We start from the raw sequence: 19136 nt of genomic DNA, 5'->3' as shown, positions 1-19136 counted from the left end.
CAGCAAGACCAACAAAGTCAGCAAGACCAACAAAGTCAGCAAGACCAACAAAGTCAGCAAGACCAACAAAGTCAGCAAGACCAACAAAGTCAGCAGGACCAACAAAGTCAGCAGGAGCAGCAAGATCAAAAAGATGCAAAAAGTGCTCAAGCAGCCGAGCAGAATACCACGGCACCTGAAGAGCCTCTGCCTGCAGATATGCAGCGGGCTTTGCGATCCCTTGCAGACGATCCTCAACTATTATTGCGCAATAAAATGCAACTAGAATATCAAAAACGCCTTCAAAATGGGGCAAGACCAAAGGACAATCAACAGTGGTAAAACGATCATTACACCTCATTTTACTTCTTGGGTTAATCGCAGCTTTTCCCGCTAGCGCGCTCACGAGTTTGCAAGCCTCCGTTGACAGAAATACTGTGAGTGAAGGCGAATCCATCGTATTGACAGTCACGGCTGATGATAGCTTAGATACGCAAGCCCTCAATACTCAAGCCCTCAGCACTGATTTTACCATGCAAAGACCTCGCACGAGTCACAGCACTCGTATGGTCAATTTCAACACAACCAAAGAAACCCAATGGCAAATGCTGTTGCTGCCTAAACGTCAAGGCCAGTTAACGATCCCCACCTTGACCATAGATGGCGTTAGCTCTGCTCCCATAAAAATCACGGTGAATCCACGAGGCAGTGCACCAAAACAAACACAAAATGTGTATATGGAAGCACATTTATCATCCAAAAAGGCTTATGTTGATCAACTCGTTAACTACCAAGTGAAACTCTTCCTTGGTGCCGAGTTACAACGAGGCGTACTCAATGAACCTGTGGTAGCGAATGCTCAAGTAAAACAACTTGGTGAAGACAAGGACAGCACACAAATTATCAATGGCCGCCGTTTTAGAGTAATAGAAAGAAATTATGCCATCATCGCCGATAAGCCGGGCACCTTATCCATACAAGGCGCCAGTTTTAATGGCGATATTGTCGTTCAATCCCAGCGCAGTAACAGCTTATTTGGCTTTACAGACAGTCGTCCAATCCAAACTCAAGCGGATAATCTTGAACTAACCGTTCAGCCAAAGCCTGCAAGCTACCACGGACAATGGCTTGTTGCCGATCTCGTACTGCTTAATGAAAACTGGCCAGACAATGCTGACTATCAAGTCGGTACGCCTATCACTCGTACCCTCACCTTAACCGCGGTCAATAGTGATGAAAGCCGCTTGCCCGATCTTAATCTCAATCTACCCACATCACTTAAATCTTATCCTGAAAAACCCCAACGTCAAAATACCGTCAGAGATAACAAAATTTTAGCCACACTCACCCAAACCACGGCGATCATTCCGACTAAACCGGGAACCTATACCTTACCCGCAGTTGAGGTGCCTTGGTGGAATCCACATTTAAACAAGCAAGAAATCGCCACCTTGCCAGAAAAGGTCATCACAGTTAAAGCCGCCGAGCAAGCGGACTTGCCAGCGCCTCAAACATCATTACCGGCAACAGAGGTGAACACGCCTAGTTATTGGATGTGGGCCGCTCTGATCTTTGCCCTTCTTTGGTTTAGCACTACCTTAGCCTTGATTATCTTATGGCGAAAATACTCTCAACATAATGCAAGTCCTGCTATAAAAACAGAGCCATCCCATCAGGATAACACCATTGAAAAAGTCAGCCTTAAACAAGCTTGCCAAGCGCAAAATCCCAATCAGGTATTGCTCAGCTTACAGCAGCACTTCTCGCAAGTATTTCAAAAGCCCATGACACTTGATAAGGTTTCAGCGCTTTCAAAAGAGATGGCGGACGTCATCACCCATTTACAACGTAGCGCTTTTTCTAAAACCAAGGCATCCATTGATTATGACAAAATCTTACACCTTGCCGAGAAGCATCACCCTGATAAAAAGAAGAAAAAAAAATCGTCCTTATCTAACTTAAATCCATAACTCACTGTTAAAGCAATCTTTAAACTAGCAACCTACACCAAAAAATAAGCTTATATCAATGTATTACTTTGTAATGTATTGATATAAGCATTAAGCTTTAAACACCTTTCGTTAAAGAAATAAGAAAATGTTGCGTCATTGGCGAAATAAAAAGAGCACTTCCTCGGTCTCTTCTACCATGCTAAATAAACAACGACGATATAATAGCCTAGTCAAGGCGCTTCATAGTGATATTTACCGTTATGCCTACTGGTTGAGCGGTGATAAACATGTTGCTGAAGATATCACCCAAGAAACGTTTTTACGCGCTTGGCGCTCCCTTGATACCTTAAAAGATGAAAAATCAGCTAAAGCTTGGCTGATCACTATTCTTCGACGAGAAAATGCACGACGGTTTGAGCGAAAGCAATTCAACTACTCAGATATTGAGCAAGAAGAATTACAAGATACTTTTTCTCCTAGCACAGAGCATAAAGCGGAGCATCATTTATTACAAAAACAAATCGAGCGGCTCGCCTTAGAATACAAAGAGCCCTTATTACTGCAACTGATCGGCGGTTTCAGTGGTGAAGAAATAGCAAAGATCCTGTCACTGAATACCAATACTGTTATGACACGCCTATTTAGAGCTCGCCATCAATTAAAGCAAGCGCTAGAAGCCCCCCAAGCAAGAGGACAATCCCATGGATGAGCTTAAGTTTAGACGTCAGGCTTATGCCGATCCTCACCATCAATCGCCTGAATTTATTCAAGCAATCAAAGATGATCCCAAAAAGGCCGCCTTTATTGAAGAACTCAATGGCTTAGATAAACAAATTGAAAGCGCATTACGCATTGATGTTCCAAGTGATCTCAGTGATAAATTGCTCCTCAATCAACAACTGCGTCAACATCAAGGCCAACGTAAAAAGACGGCATTTGGCATTGCACTTGCCGCCTCTGTCGCTTTCATCGCTGGCATGAGCTTTACCCTTTTCAGACTTGGACCTGTGGATCTCAGTGCTCACGCTCTCGCCCATGTTCATCATGAGGAGCAAGCACTCACCATCAATGATAATATTTCTTATCAAGCAGTGAATGCGAAATTGGCTGAACTCACACAGTTAACCCATGCTAAATTTACTCAACAACCCGGTAAGGTCTTTTATAATACCTTTTGCGATTTTCAAGGCGTTAAAAGCTTACATTTAATCATGCAAGGTGAGCAGGGCAAAGTCACCCTATTCATTGTCCCCGTAGAAGAGAGAATGAAACTACAAAGTGCATTTGCCGATAATAAGCTTAAAGGACTAGGCTTTAAGATGGATGGTGCTTATATGTTACTTGTTGGTGATAACAATAAAGATATTAATTACGTTAAAAACGAAATTAAGCAAACTTTTATTTAAGCACATTACAAATTGCTATCGGGAGAAAAGCCAAAGGTCGAATCTCCCGACTATTTCCTCACCCTGATTGAGCTAATTAGTCATCATCTGTTAGCATAGCGCCCACAATCCAACAATAAAAATATAACTCAATAACCATGAACATAGAATTACCCGTTCTCATTACCTTTATTGGTTATCTCGCACTGATGATAGGTATTGGTTTTATCGCCTATAAATCAACTGATTCAATTGATGATTATATCCTTGGCGGACGCAGCATGGGCCCTGGAGTGACGGCGTTAAGTGTCGGCGCATCAGATATGTCTGGCTGGTTATTATTAGGCCTTCCTGGGGCAGTCTATTTAGGAGGGTTAGGGGAAGCTTGGATAGGAATAGGCCTTGTTCTTGGCGCATGGCTTAACTGGTTATTAGTGGCAAAACGGTTACGTATTTACACAGAATTTACCAGTAACGCACTCACATTACCTGACTTCTTTGAAAAAAGATTTAACGATAAAAAAGGGATCCTCAAACTCGTTTCAGCGTTTACAATATTAGTCTTTTTTACTTTTTACGCCTCTTCCGGCATGGTCGGTGGCGCGATTCTTTTTGAAAAAGCCTTTGGTTTGAATTACACCTTAGCTTTACTGATCGGATCCAGCATTATTGTAGCCTATACCTTTGTCGGAGGTTACTTTGCAGTGAGTTGGACGGATTTTTTCCAAGGCTGCATGATGCTAGCCGCCCTACTTTTCGTTCCCGTCGCCATTTTTAATCAACCCGCCACTCAAGACGGATTGAACAGTTTTGACCCTAATATGCTGCAATTGATCCATGACGATACCACAATATTAGGATTAATCTCTTTATTAGCATGGGGATTAGGTTATTTTGGTCAGCCCCATATCCTGACCCGCTTTATGGCCATAAATTCACCAAAAGATATTCCAAAATCTCGCCGTATCGCTATGGGTTGGATGATAATGGCACTTATTGGTGCATTAGCAACAGGTCTTGTGGGTAGCCTCTATTTCATGGATACGCCATTAGAAAATGCTGAAACGGTTTTTATCCATCTCGCCAATGCTGCATTCAACCCTTGGATCAGTGGCTTACTCATTGCCGCCATTCTTTCTGCGATAATGAGTACCATAGATTCTCAGTTATTAGTTTGTTCAAGCGTTATCACAGAAGATTTCTATAAAAAATGGCTAAGACCAGAAGCGAATGACAAAGAATTACTCTTCATTGGACGTGCTGGCGTGCTATCCATTGCATTAATTGCAGGGATCATTGCACTCAATCCACAAAGCAGTGTACTGAGCTTAGTCAGTTATGCTTGGGCTGGGTTTGGCGCTGCTTTTGGGCCTGTTGTGCTGTTATCGCTCTTTTGGAAAGGCTTTAGTCAAAATGGCGCCATTGCTTCCATCATCACAGGTGCCCTGACAGTTATTATATGGAAACAATTATCAGGCGGCTTTTTTGACCTTTACGAAATTCTACCCGGTTTCATACTTGCAACATTTGTCGGTATTATTGTCAGTAAAATATACACGCCTTGTGAAACTGTTTCAGCGCAGTTTAACGCCTTCTCAGCCAAGCTCTGATCACACTCCACAATGAGTTTAAAAAAATAAGCGTACAATAGTACGCTTATTAATTCAGCGCCAAACACTGGATATTATCACTCCGATTACATACTATTAACAACAGGATTTGTTTACCTCTCTTTATAAGAGCAAACTATTAGATTGCTTTATAAGCCTTTTTTGAAGTAAGCTCCTAACAGTTGTTCATAAATAACAACCTTAATTAACGAATTATACCAAATAATGCATCTGGTCGGAGTTGCTGAGTAGGCATTAACTCCTCTACCATGCGCTGATCTAACAAATGGATCTTGCGACTCGGCTATTCAGCAAGTCATATAAGCAGGACCTTAAAAAAAGAGATGATGATTATGAAACGCTTCAACAAGACGTTCCTTGCTATTTCAATTACACTCGCCAGCTCTCAGGCGATGGCAGCCGGTTTTCAACTTAATAGTCAATCCGCAACGGGTCTTGGCCGCGCAATGGCCGGTGATGCAGTTATCGCAGACAATGCATCTGTATTATCCCGTAACCCTGCAGCAATGGCGCTTTTCAAAGATAAAGCAGTTTCGCTTGGGATCACTTATGCCGATGTTCAGGTTGAAGTTGATAACGTCACTTCAGTCTATGGAAATTCGGGCAGTGAGGGTGATGCAGGCTCAGGTAAAATTATTCCTAATGCCTATTACATTCAGCCAATTAATGAAAGCTGGGCCATGGGTTTTGGTGCGTTCAGTAATTTTGGCACAGGCACAGACACCAGCAAATTAGCAGCTAACACAGAAGATACTTTTCAGGCCCCCGTCGATCTTTTAGGCGAAACAGAAATCACTTCAATTGATTTTAATGCCAGCGTTTCTTATCGATTTAATGAATATTTCAGCTTAGGTTTAGGTGTAGATTTTGTTTATGGTACAGGTAAATTGACTCGAAAAGGTCCAATACTGGCGTTGGCAGGAACAACGGATCTCACCATTGCCGATGTTGAAGCCAGTGGCTGGGGCGTTGGCGGCATTGCAGGTCTTGTATATGAGATTGATCAGGATAACCGAATTGGACTCAGTTATCGTTATAGCCCAACGATCAAAGCGAATGGCGATACAATAGAATCACTTAACGCATCGTTGACACTCACTTCTTACGATCAAATTGAAATCCCTCTACCTAACATTGCTCAACTGGGTGGTTTTCATCAAATTACCGAACACTTTGCCCTGTCTTATACCGCACAGTATACCCAATGGGGCGAATTTGATCGCATCACACTACTCGATAGTGAAACTGACGGTAGCAATTATGTCTTAAAAGAATACCAATGGGATGATTCTTGGCTATTCAGTATCGGTGGTACTTATGACATCAATGATACTTGGACAGCCCGTATCGGTTATATGTATGACCAAGGGGTTGTGGGAGATCTCAGCTCACTGTCTATTCCCGATTCCGATCGTAATTGGTACACAGGTGGCGTAAGCTATCACTTTGATCAAAAATCATCACTGGATTTTGGTGTCGCCTTTGTCCGCGGCAAGAAAACTCACCTTACTGAAGCCAGCTCCATTGTCGGTGATGTCACTGCGTCAACACACTCTAATGGAACCTATTACAGTATGCAATACAGTTACAACTTCTAATAGGCCATTATCACTTCAAAAACCGCTCTATGAGCGGTTTTTTGCATCCCCCAGCCTATTCTCCTTCTTAAACTATATCCCCGTATGAGTTGAAGTGACTCGAGTAAAAAAAACCTTTCTTGGTAGACAAACTTATCATAAAACAGTTACTCAAGATTATTTTTCAGAACAAAATGACCAATATCGGTTAAAATTTACAAAGATAACCAAGCAGAACCTTCCTTTAAAAAACAGTTAAATACATCAGAATAATACTGTTAAGCGCCTAAAGTTTAGCGAATTATGTCTAAAGTAAGTCATGATTAAGCTTAGTTAAAATCCTTAATAAATAAAATGAATATATTATTTGTTTAAATTATAGATATGAAACATTCTGTCATAGTTTTAATTATTTATCATGGACATATGTGACTAACCTGCATCAAAGCACAAAAAAACAATAAACAAACAATATAAAAACAAATTAGAAATATATGAATTAAAAATCAATAAAAGTGAATGCACGAGGTCAAATCCGCATAAAATTGACAAAAAAATTCATTATTAGATTTTAATAATATTCTTTTGAATTAAAAAAAGTAAGATTAACTATGCATTTACAACGAGATAACATGCGGGTAGATTGATTAGCGGAGTAACCAGATCTTTGGAATTTATAACCAAGACTGTTCAATAATAATTACAACATGATAATAAATGTGGAATAAAAATATGACATTCAAAAAATCAACAAAAGCAGCGCTGACACTTTCAGCCCTTGCCATTGCGATTTCAGCAAATGTACATGCGGCATCTTCAGTCGGTCCTGAGCTATTACCCGCTCAATCTCAACAAGCTGATGCACCGCTACCAAAGCGCTACATCGTTAAATTTAAAGACAGTGATTCCAGCATCAGAGGAATCAATACCCTATCAAGTGCCTCACGAATTAACCCAGCTTTTTCACACCACAGTGTGCTTAACAGTGTAAAAGCCAAAGAGATGAAGCGTATCGCACGCCGTAACAGCTATAGTGCTAAATTAGATGACGAAAGTTTAAGATCACTGCGTTTACGCTCGGATGTGGATTATGTAGAAGAAGATGTTCCCCGTCGTTTATTGAGTGAAACCACGCCATGGGGCCAAACTTATGTTGGCGCAACAGTCATGAGCGACTCACTGACAGGTAACCGCACTATTTGTATCATCGATTCTGGTTATGATGCCAGTCATAGTGATTTAAGCGGAAACAATGCAACAGGTACCAATAACTCAGGCACAGGAAACTGGTATGAGCCGGGTAATAATAACGCTCATGGTACCCATGTCGCTGGCACGATTGCCGCCATAGCCAATGGCAGCGGTGTTGTCGGTGTCATGCCAAACCAAAACGTCAATATTCATGTCATCAAAGTATTCAATGAAAGCGGTTGGGGCTATACCTCTGATTTAATTGATGCAGTTGATGATTGTGTCGATAATGGTGCCAATGTAGTGACCATGAGTCTTGGTGGCCCCAGCTATAGCGCCGAAGAAAAAAATGCCTTAGAAGCCCATCAAAACAATGGCGTACTCCTTATTGCCGCTGCGGGTAACGACGGTGATAACACTCATAGTTATCCCGCTTCTTATGATGCTGTCATGTCTGTGGCCTCTGTTGATAGCAACAAAGATCATTCTGATTTTTCACAATATACAGATCAAGTCGAGATTTCAGGACCCGGCACAGCAGTACTTTCTACTGTGACACAAGGTGAAGGTGTATTAGCCGATATCACTGTTAATGGTCAATCTTATTTCGACAGTGGCGTCGTTCCCCATAACCGTTACATTCAAGTCCGCGGTAACTATCAACAAGCATTCAATACAGGCAGTGTCACCGATACGCTAAAAGCCTGTAGTACAAGTAGCACTACTTATAGCTGTCGCAGCATGAGTAATAAGGTTTGTTTGGTTGAACGTGCATCAGGTTTAAGTGCCAATGCCGCTGAAATTGCTGCCGCGCAAGCCTGTTATGATGCAGGTGGGAGTGCCGCTATTGTTTACAGTCACTCATCACTACCTGGTCTGCAGAATCCTTTCTTAGTGGATACTGATAATGAAGTCCCCATTGTTTCTGTTAGTGTTGATAGAAATACTGGCCTTGAACTATTAGATCTTGTTGGTGAAGAGGCGACAGTGTCTACAACCGATGGCGAAGATTACCAGTACTATAATGGTACTTCTATGGCCACACCCCATGTATCCGGTGTTGCGACTCTAGTTTGGAGTAACCACACAGATTGTAGTTCAGAGCAAATTCGTGCGGCATTGAAAGCCACAGCCGAAGATATTGACACCGCAGGCCGTGATGACAGAACCGGTTATGGGTTAGTCGATGCACAGGCGGCAGATGCATACCTTGCCCAGTCTTGTGATGGTCCCACTGATGGCGGTGGTAGCAGTGATGATGAAACATTGACAAATGGTGTTGCTAAAACCAACCTTTCAGCATCTAAAGATGGCGTCTTGTACTACAGTTTAAATGTGCCCGCTGGGGCCAGCGATCTAAGCTTTGCTATGAGTGGTGGCAGTGGTGATGCTGATCTGTATGTGTCATTTGGTGCGAACCCAACGACTTCTAGCTACGATTGTCGCTCTTGGAATACAGGTAATACAGAATCATGCGCATTCTCTTCGGCACAATCTGGTACTTATTATGTCATGGTCCACGGATACGAAGCCTTTAGTGGTGCGAGTTTAGAAGCAAACTACACCGCAACGGATGATGGCGATAGTACTGGTGGAGCAGCAACCTACACAAATACCACAAGTTATAGCATCCCTGATAACAGCACTACAGGCGCTTCAAGCTCAATTGAAGCCACGCGTACAGGTGATTCAGGCATTGTGACTGTCACCCTTGATATCACACACACTTATATTGGTGATCTAAACGTACGCCTAACAAGCCCTACGGGTCAAGTGGCTGTATTGCATGATAACTCAGGAAGCAGTACTGACAACATCAACAAAACATATTCAGTTGATTACTCAGGTGGTGACTCTCAAGGTACATGGACACTAAAAGTGGTTGATAGCGCAAGCCAAGATACTGGCACCATCAACTCTTGGAGCATCAGCTTCGAATAATTCAATAAATGAATGAATTAAAAAGGAGACAATATGTCTCCTTTTTTATATCTAGTCACATTTTCAAAGCAATCAAACTGACGCGCCATACTCCAATCTGATATCATTACCTCAATGATAGTTTTTTAAGTGACTCACTTTCTATGACGCAAGTAAATAACCCACTCCACGGCATAAAATTAGAAGATCTTCTTAACGATCTTGTCGATCACTACGGATGGGAAGAATTAGGTCAACGTATTAATATCCGCTGCTTTAATCATGATCCCAGCATCAAATCCAGTCTAAAGTTTTTACGAAAAACCCAATGGGCTCGAGATAAAGTCGAATATTTATACTTAAAGCTTCATCAGCTTCCTTTACCCGCCCCAAGAAACAACCTTGACTCAGCAAGCAATAAAACAAAGAAAACGCCACTGCCTCAGGTTAATACCGACATTTGGGGGACTAAAAAGAAGGATTAATCTCATCACATATCCAACGAGACACCCAATAACGTCAAACAATGGGTGTTTCTTATTTTCGCCCATGATTTTCACTATGGCTTAGAACAATCATGAGTAAAGACTCTCACAATATAAGGATAATCCACTGCCAAAGGATTTATGGAATCATTTATCGTTTTTTTAACTGCCAAATAAAGATGTCGCTGACTGTACAAAACCCGTGACAACATCATATTTCAAAGTCAATTGACTTTCCTTGTCATCCTTTTCGTCAAGAAGCCTAAACCTGTTTCACAGGTTCAGGGCATCACTGGCTACTCGTCTTTATCTGAAAAATGATATTCAGACATCATATGACCAAGCTGGGTCGATTTTGTCTTAAGATAGTGCTCATTGTAACGATTTTTCCCCACTTGCAAGGGAAGCCGTTCTACCACCTCAATACCTAAGGCTTTCATTGCTTTTACTTTACGAGGATTATTCGTGAGCAGCTTTACTCGACTCACACCAATTTGATTCATCATAGGTAGGATCATATTATATTGGCGTTGATCGGCATCAAAGCCTAACTGCTCATTCGCTTCAACAGTATTAGCGCCTTGATCTTGTAATTCATAGGCACGAATTTTATTTAACAGGCCTATGCCTCGACCTTCCTGACGTAAATACAAGATAAAACCTTGCCCCACCTCAGCAATATGTTCCATCGCCGTTTGCAATTGAAATCCGCAATCGCAGCGTAAACTAAACAAGGCATCCCCCGTTAAACACTCAGAATGAATACGGCCTAACACAGGGCTATCAGCATCGAACTCACCAAAAGTCAATGCCACATGCTCTTTATGGGTCTCGCTATCTTCAAAACCATGCATATCAAATACACCCCAAGGCGTAGGCAATTTTGAAGTCGCGACATACTTAATCGACATGAAAAAACCTTAACGATAGCGCTCAATTTTTGAGTTCACATACGTCTTAACAATAAATCCAAACGGCAATGATATTGAGCCCTTAACACTCCATTACCGAACTCTATTTACTCTCAAAAATAAAGAGCACACTCTATGACTAAAATGCTGCCGGAGCAAAGCCTGTCACTTCTTTAAGTCCCATTTCACGACCTAACGCTGTCATAGGATGAACAACCACCAATCCTTTAACTGATTTCTTTAATTTTCCCATATCAGCCTGTTCAGACTTAGTTAATACACGATGAAAACGCATTTCTTTGACGCTTTTGCCTGTCTTATCCAGTTCCCGTTTTTGTTGATTCTTAATACTATTAATGCGTTTCGTTAGCGCATTCATTTCTTGTTTAAATTGTAATACTACGCCGCGATCACCACGCTGCTCAGCCGCTGCTAACTTACGACGTGATTTATCTAATTTATTATTTAAATCTTGTAGCTCTTGCTTTAAATTCATTCAATGACCTTCGATCGACACTTCTTTTGTAATATTAGCCGCATTATAACAGGATCTGGCAAGATGACCTTAGATTGTCAGAATCTTTTACTAGCTAAAGCATCATAAGCATTGTCCATTCAAATCTTCTCAATAATCCCTAAACCTCATCAGCATTGTCCATTCAAATCCTCAATAACCCCTAAACCTCATCAGCATTGTCCATTCAAATCCTCAATAACCCCTAAACCTCATCAGCATTGTCCATTCAAATCTTCAATGACCCCTAAACATAAACGGCGTAACTGCTCAATATCCTCAGTGGACAAACTCATCTTATCAAGCAATTGTTGTTTAAGTTGCAACGCATTTTGCTTCATTACTAAGCCTTCATGAGTCAAACTGATCACTTTTTTGCGCTCATCATTTGGATCAATGCAACGGGTTAGTAATAATTTGAGTTCTAACCTTTTCACTATAGGCGTCAAGGTTCCCATATCCAATTTTGTGGCACTAGATAGTTCTGTGAGACTGGTTTCGCTGACAATCCAAAGTGATTGCATCACTAAATATTGCGGGTAAGTTAAATCATACTGCTCCAATAATGGCCGATAAGCGCGGATTAACGCATTACAAGCTGTATATAATGAAAAACAGACATTATCAGATAAATTCTCTGTACTTAACTCACCCATTACTTAACATCCACTTTTGACAATATACCCGTGATACTGAAATTTCTCATTAAAGGATTGCATCTTACTCCAAAATAACGCCACAAACTAGTTAGTGCACAAACAATTTGCGCAGAGAATTAATTCGAGTTATTGTCCATAACAACAATTTGCGCATAAATAAAAAGGACTCTAATGAACACTCAACAAATTCAATTACATTCTCGTCCGATAGGTTTACCAACAGAGCAGAATTTTCAACTGAGTGAACTGACGTTACCCTCGATAAAAGCAGGGGAGTTTCTCGTAAAGAATCTTTGGATGTCGGTGGATCCTTACATGCGGGGTCGAATGATGGATAGAAAAAGCTATATCGCTCCCTTTCAAATAGGAGAAGCACTTGAAGGAGGCGCGATTGGCGAAGTCATTGAATCTCAGCACCCTGACTTTCCTGTGGGCAGCAAAGTGTCCAGCATGTTAGGTTGGCGAAACCACTTTATCAGTCAAGGCCAAGACATCACCCTTTTACCAAAAGTGGATATTAATCTATCACATTTTCTTGGCGCACTTGGCATGCCTGGAATGACAGCATGGACAGGATTAAACCATATTGCAGCATTACAAAAAGGAGAAACTTTATTTGTTTCTGCGGCGGCAGGGGCAGTGGGCAGTATTGCTTGTCAATTAGGCCGACTCATGGGAGCAAAAGTCATCGCTTCGGTTGGCAGCGATGAAAAAGCTCAGCATCTAAAAACACTGGGCGTTGAGCATGTCATTAATTATAAAACCTGTGACGATCTCAGTCATACTTTAGCGCAAACTGCACCAGAAGGGATCGATGTCTATTTTGAAAATGTAGGGGGCGAGCATTTATTTGCTGCTCTTAATAACATGAAAGATCACGGCCGAATTGCCGTTTGTGGCATGATAGCCCAATACAACGATAAAGCCCCTACTCCAGGACCCAGTAACTTAACACAAATCATTACTAAAAAGTTAAAAATAGAAGGCTTTATTGTTTTTGAGCATTGGGCACATTACCCTGAATTTACCGCATTAATGAGCCAATGGCTCGCTAACGGTGACATAATCGCAGAGCAAACAATCTATCATGGACTCAAACAAGCACCTGAAGCATTTCTTGGGTTATTTAAAGGTAAAAACAAAGGAAAAATGCTGGTGAAATTAAGCGATTAACCCACCTACATGACATTTTTGATACATAACCGCAATAGGCGATAGGCATTATTCCTTTAAAACTGCATGCCCCTAAAGTGATAGTATTGCTCTCAAGAAATTGAGAGCAATATCTGTTTTCTTAGCGCGTCTTATCCCCACTACTTCAGGTTATTCAAGTAGGTCATATCACAATGAGGCGATAACGCCGCCTCAATGAGGTGGGCCACATCTTGCACCGCTTGCTCCCCTGCAATAATCGCCTCTTCGGCACGATGAAATTCCATTCGCCCAATATCAGCAACTTTAGGCACAATACAAATATCAGGAGGATCCCCCATCAAACGGGTGCGTTTATGTCTCATTTCTAGAATATCGATAGACTGAGACATGGCAGCCAATAAACTGGGGTTAGACCGGCGGGTAATCGCTAATTTATCGGTCAATTTAGACACATATTCTCGTCCTTTTCCCAACAAATCCATAAAACCTTGATCGCTATGTGCTTGTGCTTCAACCACTTCTTGCGATGTGGGTTTTTCGCTGGTCATATTAACAGGCAAACCTGCGCCTTTGTTTCGGCTCTGACCATTTAAATCTACTGCAATCACCACATCAACATCCATGGCACGGATCACAGAAACAGGAATAGGATTGACCACAGCCCCATCTACCAACCAACGTTCGCCAATTTTCACTGGCGCCAGCATACCAGGCATGGAACATGAAGCCCTGACCGCTTGTCGTAAATCGCCTTCTTTAAACCAAATTTCTTGTCCTGAGTACAGATCCGTTGCCACTGCAGTAAAAGGCCGCATCAACTGCTCGATATTCACGTCACCCATTTGATTTTGCCAAGTATCAAATACCCGTTCACCGCTTATGAGCCCACCTTTACGCCAGCTTAAATCCATCAGCCTTAACACATCCCAACTTGAGAAGCCGCGTACCCATTGTTCCAGTTCAACGAGGTGATCGCCCGCATAAGCGCCCCCTACGAGGGCACCAATAGAGCTGCCAGCAATTTTAGTCGGATAAATCCCCATTTTAGCCAGACCATTTAATACCCCGATATGTGCCCAACCTTTTGCGGCACCGCTCCCAAGAGCAATGCCAACATTCACTGAAGATGCTAATTTCATAAAATACCATTCCTCCAAACTAAGTGGGCTAAACAAGGACTCTGTAAGCTCACGGTTTCAAGCATGAAATGAATTGATTTAATTCTCTACATCCGTGGGCGTTACCCAAGCTTGCGTACCATATAAAGGCACGCTGGATAATGCATGTTTATAGCTACCGTTAATCTCTTTTGTGGAATAAGAAAGATACAATAATGTTTGATGCTTTGCATCATAAATTCGTCTTACCTTTAATGACTTAAATAAGACACTCAAGGAAGCCTTAAAGACAATTTCACCATTTTTACTCTTATCAATATTCGCCAGTTCTTCAGCGGTTATTGGCCCAGTTTGTCGACAAGCAATCGAACTGTCTGACGGATCTGAAAAATCCAAATCAGCTTGAATGCGACTAATATGACACGTTACACCGGGAATTTTAGGATCGGGTCGAGCATCAATCACCACATCTTTAGTCGTAAATAAACCAAGGCTGACTTTTCCCACATCGTCACCACAAGCAGACAGCATAGATACACCGATAATAAACGTAGCAGTTTGTTTTAATCTATCCAATAACAACATTATACAACCTTAGTCCTTTTCATTAAATTTACGATATTGATCGCTAAATGACTTTTATTTCAGCTAAGCATGTCATTTTACATTGATTTAGCGTTATATTCACAAGAAAAAACAACTTAAATAAACACAAAATCAACTAACCAAAAACTTTATGTGCCCAACGGGTGAGCCCTGCCGTCACACTGGAGAAATGATCTCCAACAACAATAGGGACATTAGGATACAAACTCGCAATTTTACGGTAAATAGCAGGGCTTCTTGCAGTCCCTCCAGTCACATAAATCACTTCAGGAGTAACATTGGCTTGACTCAGCGCTTCATCCATCAAGGCTTCAATACGTGATAAAGGCATATCAATGGCACTTTCAAACAAGGAACCACTCACTTGAGCTTGAACATTCGATGCGACATAAGATAAATCGACGGTGACATTATCCTCATTTGATAGCGCAATTTTAGCCGATTCAGCACTACGTACCAGTTGATAACCTAGTTGTTGTTGTTGAACTTTTAATAGTCGAGACAACAATTCAGGCGCTTGAGCATCTTTAATCAAAGACTCAATTAATTTACGGGCAGAAAGACTGGAGAAATCACGCTGCGCACTGACATCATTAACGGCAACAGCGTTCCAAAAAGCTTGATTAGGCATAGGCAGTTGATTCTTCATCAAACTACCTAGCCCCAAATGAGGCATAAAAGCCGCCATTGAAAGTGCAATATCGAGATCATTTCCACCAATTCTTTGTCCACTGTGCCCTAAAAAATCATCATGCCGCACAATGCCTTGACTATGACTTGGCCCCATTTTAACGACGGAACAATCAGTTGTCCCTCCACCCACATCCACAACTAGTACGGTTTTATTTTCTTCCAGCCTAACTTCATAATCCATACCAGCCGCGATAGGCTCAAATAAAAAGGCAACATCATCAAAGCCTGCCCGCTTTGCCGCCATACGCAATACCGCTTCCGCTTGCTGGTTGCTCTCCTCTCCCCCAATCCCTTGAAAATTCACAGGCCGGCCGATAACAGCATGGGAAATACGCTCACCTAAGTGACTTTCTGCTTGACGCTTAATGTATTGCATCATTAAGGTCACAATATCTTCAAATAAGGATATTTGATCGGCTCGAAGGCCCACAGCACCGAGAAAAGATTTGGGTGAGCGAACATAAAAACCTTCATTTGGCATATCCAAATAAGCTTCAATGGCTTGCTGTCCCACAAACACGGCTTGTTCATTAGGCGATAAATCAAGTTCTCGACGAGCATGAGCCGCTTTTGCCAATTGCCCTCGGCGAAGTTGACGGTATTCATCTTGTTCACTGTGAGGCAAACCATGCAGCACAGCCTCACAGATCAATTCCCTATCAAGCGCATATAAGGTAGAGCTTAAAAAAGAAGAGTCTTTTGATAACGGCAATAAACGAAATTGCTCGTTTTCTATGACACCCACTGCACAATTGGCACTACCATAATCAAATCCAACAAACATCGCTCTCGCCCTACCCAATCAAAAAGTCGTGAAAAATACCACAGTTCAGCCCAAGACTAAACCCTAGCTCCTCGACATTAGCTTCATCATACTGCGAACGAAAAAATTTAGTCATAATGAACAATGACAATTCATACCAATCTAGGTAAATAAATGCTCAATTCACAGTCCAAAAAAAGTGAGTAAGAAACGAGAAATAAATAGCACTGTAAACATCAAATGGTGATATAAAGCCGAATTACTGTCATTGTACTTCGGCTTATAAGAATTCAAAATGAGCCAATACAAAATAAAGCCACATCCAACCTAAAACTATATCGGTTAAGTCGCAAAAATTTGAAACTTATATCGATTAAGTTATTATCATGACTTATTAGTAACAAGCTTTAATAATATAAAATATTGTTACATTAAAGTAATAGACCTTATCTCACAACAATATAATCATTACATTAAAATTAAAATAAATAACTTTTATTTGTTCATGAAAATAAAAAATAAAAAGCTAACTCTAAAAAAATAATAAAACAAACAATTAGAAGCAGAAATAATATCATATTCTTTCTAAGTTCCTTATTAGCTATTTAAATATTCTTTCACTTACCAACCACCTTTATTTTAAATGTCACTTATTATATTTCCACCGATGCATGACTCAATGATAAAAATAAGTTCACCATGCATTAATTGAGAATGAATCAGATAATATAATCATCTGATTTAAACACTAATTTATAAAAAATTAAGTCAATATCATGATAATGAGAATGAATCCCAAAAAATTAAGCTTACTTGTAGGGTTATTAAGCATAAATGCCTATGCAAGCGCCGCTACCTTAAATAAAAATGTGCTCAACATTAGTAATGGAGAAAGTTATTTAACCGATACCTTACAAAGTCACTATGGTAATTTAATTAGCAGTGCTGCCAATAACTCCCTTGATACGAAAAATATTGATAGTCAAGTCAAACAAGCCGATCTTATTTATGCTGACTTATCTGGCAGTAATGCAGATAACAGCACCATTGACGCTTATTTGGCAGAAGCGAGAAAACTCAATAAACCTGTCATATTTGAAAATATGACCAAACAACATATAAAGGGTTACCCTTTAACATTTAATGCGCCTGTTGTCATTATTAGCCCTCAAAAAGACAAGCCAGATTTAATTCAAACCTTTAACAGCCTGACAGATTTAAGCAATGCCTCAACTGACTCTAATTTAAATGCGGATGCAAATTCCTTAGCCGCTAATACTACGGCGGTGGTTTCACTCAATGATCTCAGCGACACTAAACGTCAAGCATTACTCACTGGCATCACACAGAATTTAGATGATATGTTTACCCATGCTGTCGTCAACACTGCAACAACCAGCAGCACGACTTCTAATAGCACAACTCAGTCAAATAGCGTCAGCAGTACCAATACTAACCAGGCAAATACATTATTAACAGATTCTGATAGCAGTGGCATTTCTGGCGGTGAAAACGGCTATTCATGCACCACAGATGAAGCCAATGACGGTTATTGTTACGCCGCCTTTATTCAAAAAATCATGGTCACTTATTCTGATCTCACCGACACAACTGAAACTGTGTCTAACAATCAAAGCTCAGGCACCAATGTGGTTGATGAAATCGATAACAGTGATGTGTCTTATATTATCGGCACTGGCTATACCTTTGGCGCCTATTATAATGCCCTTAACAGTGAAGATTTCAAAACCATTTTTATTAGTCCTTATGGCTCCGCAGCGCCAACATTAGTCCATGACAGTAATCATCACAGAGGTTATTTTTTAGAAGAGATCGTCCCCAGTATTGTGGTATCTCAAGATGATGCTGCCGGCATGAGTCCCTATAAATATTATCCTCAAGATGCCAATAATAAATCAGAAATTGAAACCACATCAGGGGTGAGCTTTAAGGTGGGCAATGATGGCGGCGATCTTGAATATTCAACCGATCGCAGTCAAACACAAGAATTATCAGACTGGAAGACCACAGCCAAAGAGGTCGACTATGGCTATTCTTGGGATATGAAGCAAAACAAATATATCCATGATTATAGCTGGATGAAAGACAAGACTAGCGGCAAACTGCACAGCGTACCTAGTCTGTCTAAAGATGGCTTCACCTATTCTTCTGAAGCCGCTTGGGAAGGCGCCGATAGCAACGTCAGTGGCGATTTCAATTTTGACGTGTCAGTGGCCTATACCTTTAGAGATGTATATGACACAGATGGAGCAGCATGGTGTGGCTTAGTACAATGTTATGGTGCCAGTGGGCATCATTTCTATGATACCTTTACCTTTGCCTCGGGCTCTTTTGATACCTCACAACTGCATGCACCAAGCAGCTCATAATCAACAGTCACTATTAATATCATAGAAGCCAATCAAGCTAAGTCTTTTATCTAAGTCTTCTATCTTGAGTATATGAACAATATCGAGCTGATATGGCTCGATATTGTTTATCCCCATCTCATATTTAAACGGCACTGCAACCCTTTCCATTGACCTCCTTCATTTTTTTATGATAGCCGCTAGACTTTAGTACTCATAAGAAAATTC

At 41.0% G+C, this 19136-nt stretch carries 16 protein-coding genes and 1 pseudogene; 10 read left to right on the top strand and 7 right to left on the bottom strand.

From position 1 onward, the window contains the following. From Q0791_RS04215 to Q0791_RS04180, 8 genes and pseudogenes are all read left to right on the top strand, one after another. Nucleotides 1–321, top strand: a pseudogene (locus Q0791_RS04215) (hypothetical protein); the annotation flags it as partial. After that, entirely contained in the window at nt 315–1949 is a 1635-nt protein-coding gene (locus Q0791_RS04210; RefSeq protein WP_299003090.1) for a BatD family protein, read from the top strand. The pseudogene Q0791_RS04215 and the gene Q0791_RS04210, both read left to right, overlap by 7 nt. A gap of 127 nt (nt 1950–2076) precedes the next feature. Continuing rightward, the gene (locus tag Q0791_RS04205; protein WP_299003087.1) at nt 2077–2640 is read left to right on the top strand and encodes a sigma-70 family RNA polymerase sigma factor; all 564 of its coding nucleotides are present in this window, start codon (nt 2077–2079) and stop codon (nt 2638–2640) included. After that, entirely contained in the window at nt 2633–3337 is a 705-nt protein-coding gene (locus Q0791_RS04200) for a DUF3379 domain-containing protein (protein WP_299003085.1), read from the top strand. Before Q0791_RS04205 ends, Q0791_RS04200 begins: the two co-directional genes overlap by 8 nt. Nucleotides 3338–3474: 137 nt before the next feature. Continuing rightward, nucleotides 3475–4926, top strand: a complete 1452-nt coding sequence (gene putP, locus Q0791_RS04195) for a sodium/proline symporter PutP (RefSeq protein ID WP_299003083.1) — start codon at nt 3475–3477, stop codon at nt 4924–4926. A 353-nt stretch (nt 4927–5279) separates the two neighbouring features. Next, nucleotides 5280–6545, top strand: a complete 1266-nt coding sequence (locus Q0791_RS04190) for an OmpP1/FadL family transporter (RefSeq protein WP_299003080.1) — start codon at nt 5280–5282, stop codon at nt 6543–6545. A 711-nt stretch (nt 6546–7256) separates the two neighbouring features. Beyond that, entirely contained in the window at nt 7257–9656 is a 2400-nt protein-coding gene (locus tag Q0791_RS04185) for a S8 family serine peptidase (RefSeq protein ID WP_299003077.1), read from the top strand. Nucleotides 9657–9799: 143 nt separating this feature from the next. After that, the gene (locus Q0791_RS04180; protein ID WP_299003075.1) at nt 9800–10120 is read left to right on the top strand and encodes a VF530 family protein; all 321 of its coding nucleotides are present in this window, start codon (nt 9800–9802) and stop codon (nt 10118–10120) included. A 296-nt stretch (nt 10121–10416) separates the two neighbouring features. Here Q0791_RS04180 and ribA read toward each other — a convergent pair whose 3' ends face one another. From ribA to Q0791_RS04165, 3 genes are all read right to left on the bottom strand, one after another. Next, nucleotides 10417–11031, bottom strand: a complete 615-nt coding sequence (gene ribA / locus Q0791_RS04175; RefSeq protein WP_299003072.1) for a GTP cyclohydrolase II — start codon at nt 11029–11031, stop codon at nt 10417–10419. Nucleotides 11032–11170: 139 nt separating this feature from the next. Further along, nucleotides 11171–11527, bottom strand: coding sequence for a YibL family ribosome-associated protein (locus tag Q0791_RS04170; protein WP_299003070.1), 357 nt, complete (start codon nt 11525–11527; stop codon nt 11171–11173). A gap of 233 nt (nt 11528–11760) precedes the next feature. Then, nucleotides 11761–12201 carry a MarR family transcriptional regulator gene (locus Q0791_RS04165; protein ID WP_299003067.1) on the bottom strand — a complete coding sequence of 147 codons (441 nt, stop codon included), beginning with the start codon at nt 12199–12201 and terminating at the stop codon, nt 11761–11763. A gap of 174 nt (nt 12202–12375) precedes the next feature. On the opposite strand from Q0791_RS04165, the gene Q0791_RS04160 reads away from it, so the two are divergent. Next, a complete protein-coding gene (locus tag Q0791_RS04160; protein ID WP_299003065.1) occupies nt 12376–13377 on the top strand; it encodes an NADP-dependent oxidoreductase in 1002 nt (333 codons plus the stop codon). A gap of 140 nt (nt 13378–13517) precedes the next feature. Here the strand turns inward: Q0791_RS04160 and rssA are convergent, their stop codons facing one another. From rssA to yegD, 3 genes are all read right to left on the bottom strand, one after another. Further along, the gene (gene rssA / locus Q0791_RS04155; protein WP_299003063.1) at nt 13518–14498 is read right to left on the bottom strand and encodes a patatin-like phospholipase RssA; all 981 of its coding nucleotides are present in this window, start codon (nt 14496–14498) and stop codon (nt 13518–13520) included. A gap of 78 nt (nt 14499–14576) precedes the next feature. Next, the gene (locus Q0791_RS04150) at nt 14577–15062 is read right to left on the bottom strand and encodes a CreA family protein (RefSeq protein ID WP_299003060.1); all 486 of its coding nucleotides are present in this window, start codon (nt 15060–15062) and stop codon (nt 14577–14579) included. Between the two features lie 136 nt (nt 15063–15198). Further along, on the bottom strand, nt 15199–16560 hold the full coding sequence (gene yegD, locus Q0791_RS04145; protein ID WP_299003057.1) for a molecular chaperone: 1362 nt from the start codon (nt 16558–16560) through the stop codon (nt 15199–15201). Nucleotides 16561–17327: 767 nt separating this feature from the next. Here yegD and Q0791_RS04140 point away from each other — a divergent pair. Next, complete coding sequence (locus tag Q0791_RS04140; RefSeq protein ID WP_299003054.1) at nt 17328–18929, top strand: hypothetical protein; 1602 nt, start codon at nt 17328–17330, stop codon at nt 18927–18929. Here Q0791_RS04140 and Q0791_RS04135 read toward each other — a convergent pair whose 3' ends face one another. Further along, the gene (locus tag Q0791_RS04135; protein WP_299003052.1) at nt 18930–19079 is read right to left on the bottom strand and encodes a hypothetical protein; all 150 of its coding nucleotides are present in this window, start codon (nt 19077–19079) and stop codon (nt 18930–18932) included. Nucleotides 19080–19136 lie beyond the last annotated feature (57 nt).

It is taken from the genome of uncultured Shewanella sp. (assembly GCF_947495455.1).
In the GTDB taxonomy this organism is placed as follows: Bacteria; Pseudomonadota; Gammaproteobacteria; order Enterobacterales; family Shewanellaceae; genus Shewanella.
The sequence above is the reverse complement of the archived record's forward strand: the minus strand, read 5'-3'. Positions and strand labels throughout refer to the sequence as shown.

What these genes read in the sequence shown, in the direction of transcription:
- Q0791_RS04205 (WP_299003087.1), top strand. Translation starts at nt 2,077, where the DNA reads ATGTTGCGTCATTGGCGAAATAAAAAGAGCACTTCCTCGGTCTCTTCT.
- Q0791_RS04200 (WP_299003085.1), top strand. Translation starts at nt 2,633, where the DNA reads ATGGATGAGCTTAAGTTTAGACGTCAGGCTTATGCCGATCCTCACCAT.
- putP (WP_299003083.1), top strand. Translation starts at nt 3,475, where the DNA reads ATGAACATAGAATTACCCGTTCTCATTACCTTTATTGGTTATCTCGCA.
- Q0791_RS04190 (WP_299003080.1), top strand. Translation starts at nt 5,280, where the DNA reads ATGAAACGCTTCAACAAGACGTTCCTTGCTATTTCAATTACACTCGCC.
- Q0791_RS04185 (WP_299003077.1), top strand. Translation starts at nt 7,257, where the DNA reads ATGACATTCAAAAAATCAACAAAAGCAGCGCTGACACTTTCAGCCCTT.
- Q0791_RS04180 (WP_299003075.1), top strand. Translation starts at nt 9,800, where the DNA reads ATGACGCAAGTAAATAACCCACTCCACGGCATAAAATTAGAAGATCTT.
- ribA (WP_299003072.1), bottom strand. Translation starts at nt 11,031, where the DNA reads ATGTCGATTAAGTATGTCGCGACTTCAAAATTGCCTACGCCTTGGGGT.
- Q0791_RS04170 (WP_299003070.1), bottom strand. Translation starts at nt 11,527, where the DNA reads ATGAATTTAAAGCAAGAGCTACAAGATTTAAATAATAAATTAGATAAA.
- Q0791_RS04165 (WP_299003067.1), bottom strand. Translation starts at nt 12,201, where the DNA reads ATGGGTGAGTTAAGTACAGAGAATTTATCTGATAATGTCTGTTTTTCA.
- Q0791_RS04160 (WP_299003065.1), top strand. Translation starts at nt 12,376, where the DNA reads ATGAACACTCAACAAATTCAATTACATTCTCGTCCGATAGGTTTACCA.
- rssA (WP_299003063.1), bottom strand. Translation starts at nt 14,498, where the DNA reads ATGAAATTAGCATCTTCAGTGAATGTTGGCATTGCTCTTGGGAGCGGT.
- Q0791_RS04150 (WP_299003060.1), bottom strand. Translation starts at nt 15,062, where the DNA reads ATGTTGTTATTGGATAGATTAAAACAAACTGCTACGTTTATTATCGGT.
- yegD (WP_299003057.1), bottom strand. Translation starts at nt 16,560, where the DNA reads ATGTTTGTTGGATTTGATTATGGTAGTGCCAATTGTGCAGTGGGTGTC.
- Q0791_RS04140 (WP_299003054.1), top strand. Translation starts at nt 17,328, where the DNA reads ATGAATCCCAAAAAATTAAGCTTACTTGTAGGGTTATTAAGCATAAAT.
- Q0791_RS04135 (WP_299003052.1), bottom strand. Translation starts at nt 19,079, where the DNA reads ATGGAAAGGGTTGCAGTGCCGTTTAAATATGAGATGGGGATAAACAAT.